The organism is Anaerotruncus rubiinfantis (assembly GCF_900078395.1).
Lineage (GTDB): Bacteria > Bacillota > Clostridia > Oscillospirales > Ruminococcaceae > Anaerotruncus > Anaerotruncus rubiinfantis.
In genome coordinates this window covers 271,199-284,762 of the sequence record NZ_FKLA01000009.1, presented here as the reverse complement: position 1 = coordinate 284,762, position 13,564 = coordinate 271,199, and the positions used below count along the sequence as shown (strand labels likewise).

The window sequence follows — 13,564 nt, the reverse complement described above, 5'->3', positions numbered from 1 at the left end:
CGGGTGCAATCAACCCGTTTTATCATCTATCTAGTTTATTCCCCTTGCATTCAATTTGCAAGGTTAAAATTAGACGAAACCGCGAATTCTATTTTTTCCTGTGTTTCGTAACCAAAAATGAGAAAACGCTCGCAGCTTTTTAGAACTCCTGCCCAAATTTTATCTGCTCTAATAACAGGACGTGCACATATTATCCCTGTATTTTGTAAAATTCCCGAAATATTTTCTGTAAATCCACACTGTCCAGGAATACCTTTCCAATTACTTTTTGTATAATTTTCTACCATTCCCGGTTGATTTTTCCGTTCGACACCGCTATACTTAAAATACGTATAGATATCGTCCGCATACGGACAAATTCAGAGGGAGGTTACACGCAATGAAAAAAAGTTTAGGCCTGATCAGCCTGACGCTTGCCCTTGTTTTTGTACTGTCCGTCCCCGCGTCGGCAGCTGCAATTATCTCGGGCGACAGTTTCACCACCGGTAAGGACAAATACGGCAAGAGCAAAAATGAATGGGTCACCGACCGCTACGAGCCGGAGGAATTCGACATCTATGACGGGACCCTCTATCTTTCGGTCGGCAAGAGCGGATACTACCAGTACCGGCCCGATGACCAGAAAGATAAGTTTTACGCCCTCCAGGGCCGCAAAATGAAGGTCGAAAAAACTTCTTCAAACACCTGGACCGCGACCGTCAAAATCAACATCGACAACAACTGGACCACCAGTGACAGCTTTACCAAAAAAGCGCAGTTCAGCCTGGAGCTGGTGGACAGCAACGGCAAGGCGCTCAAGCACCAGCCAGCCATCGCCCTGCTCAAATCCAATTCCAAATCCCCGGTCCTCCAGTATTATAACCCAAAAACCAAAACGGGCTGGGGTACCGCCTATACCTATCTCAACGGCGACGATGAAAAAGAGGATCTTATCCTCGAAGACGGCTGGCACACACTGCTCATCAAGGCCAACAAAGGCGTCATCACCTATTACTTCGACGAAAAGAAGCTCGGCAACTGCACCCTCTCCCAGACCGACGTCTATCCGTCCTATATGAAGCTCAACGTCTATAACTATAACCGCCCGGCCATGGCGCAGTTCGATAACTGCTACCTCTATGACGGCTCGTACATCATCCGCCAGCTTTCCTCCGACGCGCAGGACAAAAAAGAGGAGCGGCTGGAGATCTCCTACGAGAAGAAGCGCAACAAATGGGAGGACAGCCACACCATCTATACTTTTGAGAAAGATTGTGAGATCAAAGGCGTAAAATTCGAAAAGGGCAAATCCTATAAGCAGAGCCAGCTGAAATCTAAGCTGAAACTTAGTTGCAAAAACTACGCCGACGACGATTATGATGAATATGTCGATGAATTGGAAGATCTTGTTGGAAGTTACACCAGAACTCGTACTGATAAAGAGATGCCCGACAGCTATTGGGACTACTAGGGATGCGAGCTGTTTTGGGCTCCCGGCCAAAACAGCCTCATTCCTCGCTGCCCGGCCCGCGGCCGGAGCACGGCAGAGCCGCGATACTCGTCATCGCATCTCATGGGGACGGGTGAGCCACCCTTCCCCATGTGCCCCATCCTTCCGGGGCTTCTGCTTCTAAAGCTGAAAACGGAACCGCAGTGCGGTTCCGTTTTTTTGTGCGCCGCGCTTTGCCTGCCCGCGGCGCAGCCGCATGAAAAGTTCTTGAAAGGGGGGTAGGGGGAACCTTCTTTCAAGAAGGTTCCCCCACAGCATCCTTCGCCGCGAAAAGCGGCGTCCATAGAAAAAGCCCGCCATCGGCGGGCCTTTTTTATGGATCGTTATCCCTTTTTCGACATCTGCTCGCGCATGCGCAGGGCATGGTCGAGAATCCGCTTGCGGATACGGATCGATTTTGGCGTGACCTCAAGCAGCTCGTCATCGCCAAGGAACTCGAGCGATTCCTCCAGCGAGAAGCGGCGCGGCGGAATCAGCCGCAGCGCATCGTCCGAACCGGAGGCGCGGGTATTGGTCAAATGCTTGGTTTTGCAGACGTTTACGGCAATATCCTCGCTCTTCGGGGACATCCCGACCACCTGTCCGGCATAGACCTTTTCTCCCGCGCCCAAAAAGAGCGTGCCGCGTTCCTGCGCGTTGTAAAGCCCATAGGTGACCGCCTCGCCGGTTTCAAACGCGATCAGCGAACCGTTGCTGCGGCGCGGGATCTCCCCCTTAAACGGCGCGTAACCGTGGAAGAGTGTGTTCATGATGCCCTCGCCTTTGGTGTCAGTCAAAAATTCGCTCTTGTAGCCGAACAGCCCGCGTTCCGGGATAAGGAACACCATCTTCATGCGGGAACCGACCGGCTCCATCGACTGAAGCTCGCCTTTGCGCACGCCCATCTTCTCCATAACCGCGCCGGAGGATTCCGCTGGAACGTCAATGGTCAGCTCATCGAACGGCTCGCAGAGCTGGCCGTCAATGGTGCGCATCAGCACTTTTGGGGTGCTGACCTGGAATTCGTAGCCCTCCCGGCGCATGTTTTCAATCAGGATCGAAAGATGCATCTCGCCGCGCCCGCAGACCACAAAACTGTCAGCGGTGTCGCCATCCGAAACGCGCAGGGAAACGTCGCGCAGAAGTTCACGCTGCAGCCGGTCGCGGATCTGACGGGTGGTGACAAATTTACCCTCCCGTCCCGCGAAGGGGCTGGTGTTGACCGAGAAGGTCATCTCGACGGTTGGCTCGGAAATCTTGACGAACGGGATCGGCTGAAGGGTTCCCGACGCGCAGACGGTGTTGCCAATGTTGATGTCCTCGATGCCGGAAAACATCACAATATCCCCAACCGTCGCGGAATCGGCCGGCGTGCGGCCCACGCCGGTAAACTGATAAATCGCGGTAATTTTTCCAGACCGGTTGAGCTCCTTGTCATGGTAATCGCAGACATTGACCTGCTGGTTCACCTTCAGGGTGCCCTGTTCAATACGTCCGACCGCGATCCGGCCAACATACTCATTATAGTCTATCGAGGAAACCAGAACCGCGGTGGGCGCTTCGGGATCGCCCTCGGGCGGCTGGATGTAGTCGACGATCGTGTCCATCAGCGGGCGCAGATCGGTGCCGGCCACCTCCGGGGAGATGGAAGCGGTGCCGTCGCGGCCGGAACAGAAAACCATCGGACTGTCGAGCTGCGCGTCCGAAGCGCCCAAATCCATCAGCAGTTCGAGCACTTCGTCAACCACTTCATAGACGCGCGCATCCGGCCGGTCGATCTTATTGATCACGACGATGACCGCAAGATCCAGATCAAGCGCTTTACTCAGCACAAAGCGGGTCTGGGGCATGGGGCCTTCCGCCGCGTCCACCAGCAGCAGCACGCCATTGACCATTTTAAGCACGCGTTCGACCTCGCCGCCGAAATCAGCATGTCCGGGGGTGTCGACGATATTGATCTTCACACCGTTATATTCGGCGGAAGCGTTTTTGGCCAGGATGGTGATACCGCGTTCCCGCTCAATATCGTTCGAGTCCATGACGCGTTCCTGTACGGCCTGGTTTTCCCGGAAGGTGCCGCTCTGCCGGAGCATACCGTCAACCAGAGTGGTCTTGCCATGGTCGACGTGGGCAATGATCGCAATGTTTCTGAGGTCGTCGCGTTTGATATTCATAGAGGATCTTCCAATCTGCCATTTTTGGCGCATTTATTCGACATTTGTACTTTGGTATCATACCGCCAAATGCGCATGTTGTCAAGAAAAATGAAATAATTTTGGCGAACTTGCCTAATGCAAGTTCGCCAAATCCGTTTCTTTCTCTATTCTTCTTTTAAATTTTCCAATGCAACCCGAACCGCTTCAATCACAAACGCGGAGAACGTGCAATTCGTCCCTTGAATCGCATTTTCCACTTCCTCCAAAATATCATTTGGAAAACGGATGCATTTGTTTGTGGTGGGCGGCACAGAGGGAATTTTAAACTTTCTCATATTTACACCACGCAATACAATTGTATAGCAAAATAATGTGCCAAATTTTATTGTTTGTATGCATTACGTTTGTATTGCAAAATTATGGTTTATTTGCTATACTTCATTGCAGAGGTGATATTATGAAATCAGAAAACCATGAACCCTATTTCCTGCTTTTTAGCCGTGTCACCGATTCAATCAACGTTCTCAACGCGCTTCTGGACATGCCCGATATCCCATCAGAAGCGCTGCGCGTCCTTGGCGTTGAAGTCGAAAACCTGAAAAAGGCGCAGGCAGACGCGGAAGAATGCTTTATCGCGCAGTAAACGAAAAACGGCCCCGCGAAAGCGGGGCCGTTTCTTTTACATTTGTGCAGGATCGCCGCCCTTCGGCGGCGATTGCGCTCTCGCGCACTGCTGGACAAGGAAGATTCTTTGCGGCATCAATTTTTGAACGCGCAGCGTTCTTTCGATCCGTTTGTCCGCTTTCGGCGCCAGCCGGTTTTCGCAAGGTTGCGAAAACCCGTCCCGCGTGCTTTTTATCACGCGGGAGACATCGTTTTGTCTAAGCAGATTGCGGGCTGTCTTTGCCGCAGGCAACCAAACGGCCCGCATGGGGGTCGCGGGGTCTCCCCGCGTGTCCTTCTTTGGTGACTTTCTTGGACAAGCAAGAAAGTCACCCTGCGGAGCAATTCCGGGCGCGCGAAGGGCGCAAATCGCGGCGCGCATTCTTTGGATACTTTCTTATGCGGGAAAGAAAGTATCATCGGTTAAGCATCCCGCCCACAGCACTTTTTATACTTTTTGCCGCTGCCGCAGGGGCAGGGATCGTTGCGGCCCACCTTTTTCACATGGCGGGGTTTGTTCTCCAAGCTGCCATCGCTGGTGCCGTGCGCTTCCTCGGTCGGTTTCGCAACCTGTTCGCGCTTGGGCTCCTCGTTGGTGCGAAGCTGAATGGTGAACATCAGCTTGACCGTGTCCTCGCGGATCGATTCGATCATCGCGTCGAACATATCGAAACCTTCGATGCGGTACTCAACAACCGGGTCCTTCTGGGCGTAAGACCGCAGATACATGCCCCGTTTGAGCTCCTCCATGTCGTCGATGTGCTGCATCCACTTGGTGTCGACGTTGCGGAGCAGTACGACCCGTTCGACCTCACGCATGATCGGGGAGGTGAACTTCTGCTCACGGGCGGCATAGATCTTTTCCGCGCGTTCCTTGAGCATCTTCTTGATATCTTCATCAGTGACTTCGGAAAGCTGCTCGGTGTTGTAACGCATATCCTCCGGCACAGTGAGCCATCCCAGGAAATAATCACGCAGGCCTTCGAGGTTCCAGTTGTCGTGGACTTCCTTATCGACCAGATAACGGTCAACCGTTTCATCGATGGTTTCGGAAACCATCTTCTTAACGATATCGCTGATATCCTCGCCTTCGAGCACCTTATTTCGCTGGGAATAGATGATCTCGCGCTGACGGTTCATGACGTCGTCGAACTGCAGGACGTTTTTGCGGATCGAGAAGTTGCGTGCCTCCACCTTCATCTGCGCGGACTCGATCGAGTTCGAGAGGATTTTGGCTTCAATCGGCAGATCGTCCTCGGCGCCGATCATGTTCATCATATTCTGGATGCGCTCGCCGCCGAAGAGCCGCATGAGGTCGTCCTCCAGCGACATGAAGAACCGGGTTTCACCGGGGTCGCCCTGACGGCCGGCACGTCCGCGCAGCTGGTTGTCGATGCGGCGGGACTCATGCCGTTCGGTGCCGATGATCATGAGGCCGCCGGCCTCCTTGACCTTTTCAGCTTCGGTGGAAATCTCAGCGCGGTACTGATCCATCTTTTCCCGGAACATTTTGCGCGCTTCGAGGATCTCCGCATTGTCGGTGTCGGCAAATCCGGTGGCCTCGCTGATGATCTCGTCGTCGTAACCGGCGGCGCGCAGATCGGCTTTGGCCATATATTCGGCGTTGCCCCCGAGCATGATATCGGTTCCGCGTCCAGCCATGTTGGTCGCAATGGTCACCGCGCCGTATTTACCGGCCTGCGCGACGATCTCCGCTTCCTTCTCATGGTACTTCGCGTTCAATACTTCATGTTTAATTCCATGTCGTTTCAACATGGAGGATAATAGTTCCGACTTTTCGATGGAGATGGTGCCCACCAGAACCGGCTGGCCCTTCTTGTGGCAGTCGATGATATTTTCGATGACCGCATTGAATTTTGCCTGTTCGGTCTTATAGACCACATCCGGATTATCCACACGGGCGATGGGCTTGTTGGTCGGGATCTCGACGACGTCGAGCTTATAGATCTGCATGAACTCATCCGCTTCGGTGAGCGCGGTACCGGTCATACCGGCGAGTTTATCATACATGCGGAAGAAATTCTGGAAGGTGATGGTGGCGAGCGTCTTGCTTTCGCGCTCAACCTTCACGCCTTCCTTCGCTTCGATCGCCTGGTGCAGGCCCTCGTTGTAGCGCCGCCCAAGCATGAGGCGCCCGGTGAACTCGTCGACGATGATGACTTCGCCGTCCTTGACCACATAGTCGACGTCGCGCTGCATGATGCCGTGTGCGCGGATCGCCTGGTTGATGTGGTGCTGGATCTCCATGTTATCGCCGTCGGTGAGGTTTTCAATGCCGAAGAATTCCTCGGCCTTCTTGACGCCGGCCGCGGTCAGGGTGGCGGTGCGCGCCTTCTCGTCGACGATGTAGTCGCCATCGACGTCGTCGTGCTCCTCCTTGTTGTCCTGTTCGGTGACACGAACCACCTTCAGGCGTTTGGCGAACTGGTCGGCCTTCTGGTAGAGGTCGGTGGATTTATCGCCCTGTCCCGAGATGATGAGCGGCGTGCGCGCTTCATCGATGAGGATCGAGTCCACCTCGTCGACGATGGCGAAATAATGTTCCCGCTGCACCTTGTCGGTCTTATAGATGACCATGTTGTCGCGCAGGTAATCGAATCCAAACTCGTTGTTGGTTCCGTAGGTGATGTCGCAGGCGTAGGCGGCGCGGCGCTCGGCGTTGTCGAGCCCGTGCACGATCAGCCCGACCGAGAGGCCGAGGAAGCGGTAGACCTTGCCCATCCATTCGCTGTCACGCTTGGCCAGATAATCGTTGACCGTGACAATATGCACGCCTTTTCCGGTGAGCGCGTTGAGGTAAGCCGGCAGGGTCGCCACAAGGGTCTTTCCTTCACCGGTGCGCATCTCAGCGATCCGGCCCTGATGCAGTACAATTCCGCCGAGGATCTGCACCGGGAAGTGGCGCATCCCAAGCACGCGGTCAGCGGCCTCACGGCAACAGGCGAACGCGTCCGGAAGGACGGAATTGAGGTCTTCTCCGCCCGCAATGCGTTCCTTGAGCGCCGGGGTGGTGGCCTTGAGTTCCTCATCGGTCATGGCGCGGTATTTTTCTTCGAGATCGAGCACCTTTTTCTGCATGGGGAGGATGCGTTTGATCTCCCGGTCGGAATAGGTACCGAAGATTTTTTGGATCAGTCCCATTTTGTCACCTCATCTATCTTTTTGGGGCACTGTCAGTCGTTCCTCAAGAATATCCGCCTGAAAATGCAGATACTTTAACTTGTACATTTTACTCTGGATTATTGGCAATGTCAAATGAAAGAAGCTTTTCCAGCTATTTTTACACAGATAATATTATAATGCGCAATGCCGCTTCCAAAAAACACCGAAACCATGAACAAATCAAAAATAATTCGAGAAGAATTGGCACAGGATAATATTATACACAAAAAAGAGGGGAAAAATAGCTGGAATTTGTTGTCCAAACTTTAACAAAAGCGGGACAAGCCCCTTGATTCAGGCTTTCCCAGATAATATAATAAAGAATAGACAACCCTGTCTAACAAACCGAAAGGAGTACCGATATGAACTATTCCCATGAAGTGGAGAGAATGTGTGTTCTCACCAAAGGTCCCAACCATGGTCCGGCTCCCATTCCTGAAGAGGGAAAATGGGTAAAAGCCTATGAAATCAAGGATATTTCCGGCCTGACCCACGGCGTCGGCTGGTGCGCGCCGCAGCAGGGCGCCTGCAAGCTCACCCTGAACGTCAAAGAAGGCATCATCCAGGAGGCGCTTGTCGAAACGCTTGGCTGCTCCGGCATGACCCATTCTGCCGCGATGGCCGGCGAAATCCTCCCCGGCAAGACCATCCTCGAGGCGCTCAACACCGACCTGGTGTGCGACGCGATCAATGTCGCGATGCGCGAATTGTTCCTGCAGATTGTTTACGGCCGCAGCCAGACCGCGTTCTCCGAGGGCGGACTTCCGATCGGCGCGGGGCTTGAGGACCTGGGCAAAGGCCTGCGTTCGCAGGTGGGCACCATCTTCTCCACCAACGCCAAAGGCGTGCGTTACCTCGAACTGGCCGAAGGATACATTCTTTCGGTCGCGCTCGACGCGAACAACGAAGCCATCGGCTACAAATTCGTAAAGGTCGGCAAGATGCTGGAGGACATCCGCCACGGCGTGGACCCGAAAGAGGCGTTTGAAAAGAACATCGGCACCTACGGCCGCTATGCCGACGCCCCCAAATACATCGACCCGCGTGAAGAATAAGAGGAGAGGGAGGTAACAACATGGTAAAGTTTGAAGGACAGGAAAGAAGAATGCCCAAAATTGAGGCCTGCCTCAAAGAGTATGGCATGTCTTCTCTTGAAGAAGCCCGTGAAAACTGCCTTGCAAAAGGCATTGACGTGGAAAAGATCGTCAAAGGCGTCCAGCCGATCGCGTTTGAGAACGCGGTCTGGGCCTATACCCTTGGCGTTGCGATCGCCCTGAAGAAAGACTGTAAAAAAGCCGCGGACGCGGCCGAAGCCCTCGGCATCGGCCTGCAGGCGTTCTGTGTGCCCGGATCGGTCGCGGAAACCCGCGCTGTTGGCCTCGGCCACGGCAATTTGGGCGCAATGCTCCTGCGCGACGAGACCAAATGCTTCTGCTTCCTCGCCGGACATGAGTCCTTCGCGGCCGCGGAAGGCGCCATCGGCATCGCCCGCAACGCGAACAAGGCCCGCAAGGAACCGCTGCGCGTCATCCTCAACGGCCTGGGCAAGGATGCGGCCTATATCATCTCCCGCATCAACGGCTTCACCTATGTCAAAACCGATTACGATTTTGCCACCGGCGAGCTGAAGGTTCTGGGCGAGACCGCCTATTCGGACGGCGAGCGCGCGAAGGTCAAATGCTATGGCGCCAATGACGTGCTTGAAGGCGTCGCGGTCATGAAGCATGAGAAGGTCGATGTTTCGATCACCGGCAACTCCACCAACCCCACCCGTTTCCAGCACCTGGTCGCGGGCACTTATAAGAAATGGTCCTACGAGAACGACGTCAAGTACTTCTCGGTCGCTTCGGGCGGCGGCACCGGCCGCACCCTGCACCCGGACAACATGGCGGCCGGCCCGGCTTCCTACGGACTGACCGACTCGATGGGCCGCATGCACGGCGACGCGCAGTTCGCGGGTTCCTCTTCGGTCCCGGCGCACGTCGAAATGATGGGCCTCATCGGCATGGGCAACAACCCCATGGTCGGCGCGACGGTCGCCTGCGCGGTGGCTGTCGAAGAAGCGCTCAGATAAAATAAGCCGTTCCGACGGAAAAACGCCCCCGGCCGCGGCCGGGGGCGTTTGCTTCCTAAAAAGAGGGAGGGATATTCCATTGTGATCATCCGAAAGGCATCCCAAGCTGATATTCCGGACATCAGCCGCATCTATGCGCGCAGCTGGAAGGCGGCCTATCGCGGTATGGTGCCGCAGCCGTACCTGGACCGGCTGCCGGACGGCCACTGGGTGGAGGCTTTCACCGGCTGGTTTTCCGAGGGACTCTATGAGGCGCTGCTCATCTGCGACGGGCAAATCCCGGTCGGCTGCGCCGCATTCGGCCCCTCCAGAGATGAAAAATGTCCCGGTCCGCAGTGGGCGGAGATCCAGTCGCTCTACCTGCTGCCCGAATATATTGGCAGGGGTTATGGGAAAGCCCTGTTTGGGGCAGTGCTTTCCGCCCTGGAAACAGCAGGTTTTGAGGCCGCCTATCTCTGGGTGCTGCGCGAAAACGAACGTGCAAGGCGATTCTATGCGGCTGCGGGTTTCTCTGGAAATGGCGATCTTTACACGGTGGAAATCGAAGGGAAGCTTTTGACCGACGACCGCTTCATTCGGCGGCTGCGGGATATAACGTAAATTTTTCCAGTGAAATTCACGAATAACTTCTTTTCATTTTGGATGGAAAAGAATATAATATTCTATAGGATTTATAGGAGGATCGAGATAAGCAGCATTTCCAGAAGCCGGGCGTAAATCGGCTCGAGCTCCTCCACCGGAAGCGGATTGCAGCCGCGGCCAATTTCCACAGTGAACGCGGGGCGGTGCAGTTTTTCAATAAACCAATCCTTGAATCCTCCGTGCGACGCCATCGCTTCCGGCGCGGCAAGCCGGTAACCCGATGCGGCGGACAGCACCTGTGCCATTAGCTGGGAGCGGGCTGGGGTGCATTCGCCGTAACGGTAATAGATTTCTTCGCCCTGTGAATGATATGCATATGCCTGGCGCACATTCATCGCCCGGCAAAAGTTCACCAGCGCCAGGCTTTCCGGTTCGCTATGCGGTATGGTGCCGCCATACCGGGTCGGCGCCGGACAGCAGATTCCCGCCGCGTGTTCCATCTCCTTGACCTTGGCAAATCCCGCGTCAAAGTTGTGGTTAAGATCAATCCCGCGCGCGTTTGCCTGCCAGCGGGATGTGTCGCCGCCGCTTACCTTTTCCACGAATTCGCACAGATGTTTGGCGCTTCCCGCGCCGTTCACGGAAATTTCCACCCCGTCCGGATTGAGGCAGGGGATAATCACAATCGAACGGTTTTCCAATGCGCGCGCAACGTCGATCTCCGCGAGCGGCTCTCCGGTTGTCATCGCGCGCAGCAGATCCTCTGCAAACCGGAAGAGCAGCAGCGTGGTCAGCCATTCCATTCCATGCACGCCGCCCACGAACAGGCTGCCCCGGTAAAGCTCCCCAAACCCAAGCGCGTAAATGCTCCGGCCGAGCACCGATTTCCCAATTGGGAAGGCGCGCAGGAAGGGATAGGTTTCTCCCAGTTCACAGACCGCCCGGTGGATGCGGTCATAACTGGGCGGTGCTTTATAAAATCCGTCGAACATTCGCTTCACCTCACAATAGCAATCTATGTGGCGCACGGCTCGTATTATGCAGGGGCCTTCCCGGCGCAGCAGCGCTGAAAAACACGCGCCATTTGCCGGATGCGGGACAGGGTGTGCCTCCGGCACCAGAACAGGAAAAGAGAGGGGTTCTTTATGACACATTTTGAAAAGACGATCGACTCTACCCGGATTTATGAAGGCCGCATCCTGAATCTGCGGCGGGACACGGTGGAATTGGAAAACGGGAAGACTTCCACCCGCGAAGTGGTGGAACACAACGGCGGGGTCGCGGTGATCGCTTTGGATGAGGATGGAACGATCTTCTTTGTGTCACAGTACCGTTATCCGTTTGCAGATGTATTGTTGGAGCTGCCTGCGGGCAAGCTCGAAAAGGGCGAGGACCCAGCCGCGGCCGGACGGCGCGAGCTGGAGGAGGAGTGCGGCTGCACGGCACAAACTTTCGAGCCGCTCGGCAAGCTTTACCCGACCTGTGCCTATGACACCGAAATCATCCATCTTTTCTACGCAAAAAATCTCCATGCATCACAGCAGCGCCTTGATGAGAACGAGTTTTTAACCGTTCAGAAAATTCCTGTGGAAAAAGCGGTTGCCATGGTATTGGATGGGGAAATTCCCGATGCCAAAACCCAACTTGGCATCCTGAAATTCGCGGCGCTGCAAAACGCCGGCCGGATCTGATCCGGCGATTCCGTATTCTTCTTGCGAAAGGACGCTTCCAAAATGGATAAATCTGCACAGATTGCATATTTTGATGAACGCGCTGAAACATGGGACGAAATCTGCTCCCACAATCCGGACAAGCTGCGTACACTGGTCACCCTATGCGGGATTGCCCCAGGGGCACGGGTACTCGATGTGGGATGCGGCACAGGCGTGCTGACGCCCTATCTGCTCGAACGGCAGCCGAAACAGGTGGTCGGCGTGGATTTTTCCCCTCGGATGATCGCACTTGCAAAGCAAAAATGCGATGATGCACGCGTGGAATACCGCTGTCAGGATGTGATGGAGCTTTCCGACGGCGAATTTGACCTTGCCGTGGTTTACAGCGCTTTCCCGCACTTTGAAAACCGCGGGAGCCTGATCCGACAGCTTCATCATCTTCTTTTGCCGGGCGGCCGGGTGATGATCTGTCATTCGCAGGGCAGATCCGAGATCAACGCCCTGCACCAGGGCAGCGCTCCCGGGCTTTCGATGCCGCTTCCAGCCGCGCAGACGCTTGCGCACACGCTGGCGCCCTGTTTCGACGTGGACCTTGCGGTGGACACTCCGGCGCTTTATGCGGTTTCCGGCGTGTCATGCATGCTTTAAAACTGGAAAATCATTCCTGCCGGGTGGCTTGTTATTTCGGGTTTTGCTGCACACAATAAATCCGAAATAGCGTTGTTATTTCATCATCCCTGGCACTTTTTCAGTTTATTTTGAAAGGAAGTATCCAATGAAAGCGTTTGTTTCTACCGCTTTAGCGCTTGCTTTGATCGTTTCCATGGCTGCGTGTACCTCGCGCAAAAATGAATCGCCTTCGTCGAGTGTCGCTCCGTCTTCTTCGGCGGCTCCGTCCTCCTCGATCGCATCTTCGCTGCCGTCCTCTTCCCATGCGGAATCGGGCCTTGCGTCCGATCTTGAGAGCGGCGTCGACGAGATCATTTCCGGCGCGGAAAGCCTTGTGACTCCGACCATGAGCACCGATTTTGATAAAATCGGTGCTCTGGACCCGGCCGCAGTTACCTGGGGCCCGGGCGTCCAGGTGGATCCCGAAACCAATCGCACTACCGCATGTGAACAACTTCAAGAAAAATACGGAAAGTATAACGCTTATTTCATCGCACCAGCAGGCAGCAACAAATTCTACTTAACCTTTGACGAGGGTTATGAGAACGGTTACACCCCCGCCATCCTGGATGTACTTAAAGAAAAAGGCGTGAGCGCGGTCTTTTTTGTCACCGGCGATTTTGTCCGCTCGAATCCGGAGCTCGTCCAGCGGATGATCGATGAGGGGCATGTGGTCGGCAACCACACCAACCACCACAAGGTCCCGGTTGAACAGGCGGATGTGGAAACCTGTTACCAGGACATCAAGGAGCTGCATGATCTGGTCGCGGAGCAATTCGGTTACGACATGTACCTCTACCGTCCGCCGCAGGGACTTTTCAGTGAACAGACCCTGGCCATGGTGCAGGACCTTGGTTACACAACTGTGCTTTGGAGCTTCGCCTATGCGGACTGGGACCCGGATAAGCAGATGGGTTCCGAAGCGGCGCTGCAAAAGACCACCAAAATGCTGCACGACGGCGGTATCTACCTGCTGCATGCGGTCAGCAAGGACAACGCGGCAATCCTGGGAGAGCTGATCGACGAGGCGGAATCGCGGGGTATGAAGATCTGTAAATGGGACCTGCCGGTAATCGAACCAGACGAATAGAAGAAA

At 54.9% G+C, this 13,564-nt stretch carries 13 protein-coding genes; 8 read left to right on the top strand and 5 right to left on the bottom strand.

Translation table 11 applies throughout. The features are described from left to right. Nucleotides 1-50: 50 nt before the first annotated feature. Entirely contained in the window at nt 51-287 is a 237-nt protein-coding gene (locus BN4275_RS17255) for a hypothetical protein (protein ID WP_147349444.1), read from the bottom strand. Between the two features lie 92 nt (nt 288-379). On the opposite strand from BN4275_RS17255, the gene BN4275_RS06795 reads away from it, so the two are divergent. After that, on the top strand, nt 380-1,450 hold the full coding sequence (locus BN4275_RS06795; protein WP_066455824.1) for a hypothetical protein: 1,071 nt from the start codon (nt 380-382) through the stop codon (nt 1,448-1,450). A gap of 362 nt (nt 1,451-1,812) precedes the next feature. Here BN4275_RS06795 and typA read toward each other — a convergent pair whose 3' ends face one another. After that, nucleotides 1,813-3,642 carry a translational GTPase TypA gene (typA, locus tag BN4275_RS06790; protein ID WP_079988129.1) on the bottom strand — a complete coding sequence of 610 codons (1,830 nt, stop codon included), beginning with the start codon at nt 3,640-3,642 and terminating at the stop codon, nt 1,813-1,815. 146 nt (nt 3,643-3,788) lie between these two features. Beyond that, nucleotides 3,789-3,959 (bottom strand): YlcI/YnfO family protein, encoded by a 171-nt coding sequence (locus BN4275_RS17810; RefSeq protein WP_195376887.1) that lies wholly within the window; start codon nt 3,957-3,959, stop codon nt 3,789-3,791. A gap of 122 nt (nt 3,960-4,081) precedes the next feature. Here BN4275_RS17810 and BN4275_RS06785 point away from each other — a divergent pair, with 122 nt between their 5' ends. Continuing rightward, nucleotides 4,082-4,267 (top strand): hypothetical protein, encoded by a 186-nt coding sequence (locus tag BN4275_RS06785; protein ID WP_066455823.1) that lies wholly within the window; start codon nt 4,082-4,084, stop codon nt 4,265-4,267. A gap of 443 nt (nt 4,268-4,710) precedes the next feature. On the opposite strand, the gene secA is transcribed toward BN4275_RS06785, so the two are convergent. Next, complete coding sequence (gene secA, locus BN4275_RS06775; protein WP_066455816.1) at nt 4,711-7,449, bottom strand: preprotein translocase subunit SecA; 2,739 nt, start codon at nt 7,447-7,449, stop codon at nt 4,711-4,713. 383 nt (nt 7,450-7,832) lie between these two features. Here secA and BN4275_RS06770 point away from each other — a divergent pair, with 383 nt between their 5' ends. The 3 genes from BN4275_RS06770 to BN4275_RS06760 all read left to right on the top strand — a co-directional run bounded on the left by BN4275_RS06770 (nt 7,833) and on the right by BN4275_RS06760 (nt 10,144). Beyond that, nucleotides 7,833-8,525, top strand: coding sequence for an iron-sulfur cluster assembly scaffold protein (locus BN4275_RS06770; RefSeq protein WP_066455813.1), 693 nt, complete (start codon nt 7,833-7,835; stop codon nt 8,523-8,525). A gap of 20 nt (nt 8,526-8,545) precedes the next feature. Continuing rightward, the gene (locus tag BN4275_RS06765; protein ID WP_066455804.1) at nt 8,546-9,544 is read left to right on the top strand and encodes a GGGtGRT protein; all 999 of its coding nucleotides are present in this window, start codon (nt 8,546-8,548) and stop codon (nt 9,542-9,544) included. Nucleotides 9,545-9,625: 81 nt separating this feature from the next. Continuing rightward, nucleotides 9,626-10,144, top strand: coding sequence for a GNAT family N-acetyltransferase (locus BN4275_RS06760; RefSeq protein ID WP_066455802.1), 519 nt, complete (start codon nt 9,626-9,628; stop codon nt 10,142-10,144). Nucleotides 10,145-10,215: 71 nt separating this feature from the next. Here the strand turns inward: BN4275_RS06760 and BN4275_RS06755 are convergent, their stop codons facing one another. Continuing rightward, nucleotides 10,216-11,118, bottom strand: a complete 903-nt coding sequence (locus tag BN4275_RS06755; protein ID WP_066455799.1) for a M14 family metallopeptidase — start codon at nt 11,116-11,118, stop codon at nt 10,216-10,218. A gap of 153 nt (nt 11,119-11,271) precedes the next feature. Here BN4275_RS06755 and BN4275_RS06750 point away from each other — a divergent pair, with 153 nt between their 5' ends. The 3 genes from BN4275_RS06750 to BN4275_RS06740 all read left to right on the top strand — a co-directional run bounded on the left by BN4275_RS06750 (nt 11,272) and on the right by BN4275_RS06740 (nt 13,558). Continuing rightward, entirely contained in the window at nt 11,272-11,817 is a 546-nt protein-coding gene (locus BN4275_RS06750; protein WP_066455791.1) for an NUDIX domain-containing protein, read from the top strand. A gap of 42 nt (nt 11,818-11,859) precedes the next feature. After that, nucleotides 11,860-12,447: a class I SAM-dependent methyltransferase gene (locus tag BN4275_RS06745; protein ID WP_066455789.1), complete on the top strand. Its 588-nt coding sequence runs from the start codon at nt 11,860-11,862 to the stop codon at nt 12,445-12,447. A 127-nt stretch (nt 12,448-12,574) separates the two neighbouring features. Continuing rightward, a complete protein-coding gene (locus BN4275_RS06740) occupies nt 12,575-13,558 on the top strand; it encodes a polysaccharide deacetylase family protein (RefSeq protein WP_066455787.1) in 984 nt (327 codons plus the stop codon). Nucleotides 13,559-13,564: the final 6 nt, after the last annotated feature.

Coding starts and splice junctions, on each gene's coding strand:
- BN4275_RS17255 (WP_147349444.1), bottom strand. CDS start 287: ATGGTAGAAAATTATACAAAAAGTAATTGGAAAGGTATTCCTGGACAG.
- BN4275_RS06795 (WP_066455824.1), top strand. CDS start 380: ATGAAAAAAAGTTTAGGCCTGATCAGCCTGACGCTTGCCCTTGTTTTT.
- typA (WP_079988129.1), bottom strand. CDS start 3,642: ATGAATATCAAACGCGACGACCTCAGAAACATTGCGATCATTGCCCAC.
- BN4275_RS17810 (WP_195376887.1), bottom strand. CDS start 3,959: ATGAGAAAGTTTAAAATTCCCTCTGTGCCGCCCACCACAAACAAATGC.
- BN4275_RS06785 (WP_066455823.1), top strand. CDS start 4,082: ATGAAATCAGAAAACCATGAACCCTATTTCCTGCTTTTTAGCCGTGTC.
- secA (WP_066455816.1), bottom strand. CDS start 7,449: ATGGGACTGATCCAAAAAATCTTCGGTACCTATTCCGACCGGGAGATC.
- BN4275_RS06770 (WP_066455813.1), top strand. CDS start 7,833: ATGAACTATTCCCATGAAGTGGAGAGAATGTGTGTTCTCACCAAAGGT.
- BN4275_RS06765 (WP_066455804.1), top strand. CDS start 8,546: ATGGTAAAGTTTGAAGGACAGGAAAGAAGAATGCCCAAAATTGAGGCC.
- BN4275_RS06755 (WP_066455799.1), bottom strand. CDS start 11,118: ATGTTCGACGGATTTTATAAAGCACCGCCCAGTTATGACCGCATCCAC.
- BN4275_RS06750 (WP_066455791.1), top strand. CDS start 11,272: ATGACACATTTTGAAAAGACGATCGACTCTACCCGGATTTATGAAGGC.
- BN4275_RS06745 (WP_066455789.1), top strand. CDS start 11,860: ATGGATAAATCTGCACAGATTGCATATTTTGATGAACGCGCTGAAACA.
- BN4275_RS06740 (WP_066455787.1), top strand. CDS start 12,575: ATGAAAGCGTTTGTTTCTACCGCTTTAGCGCTTGCTTTGATCGTTTCC.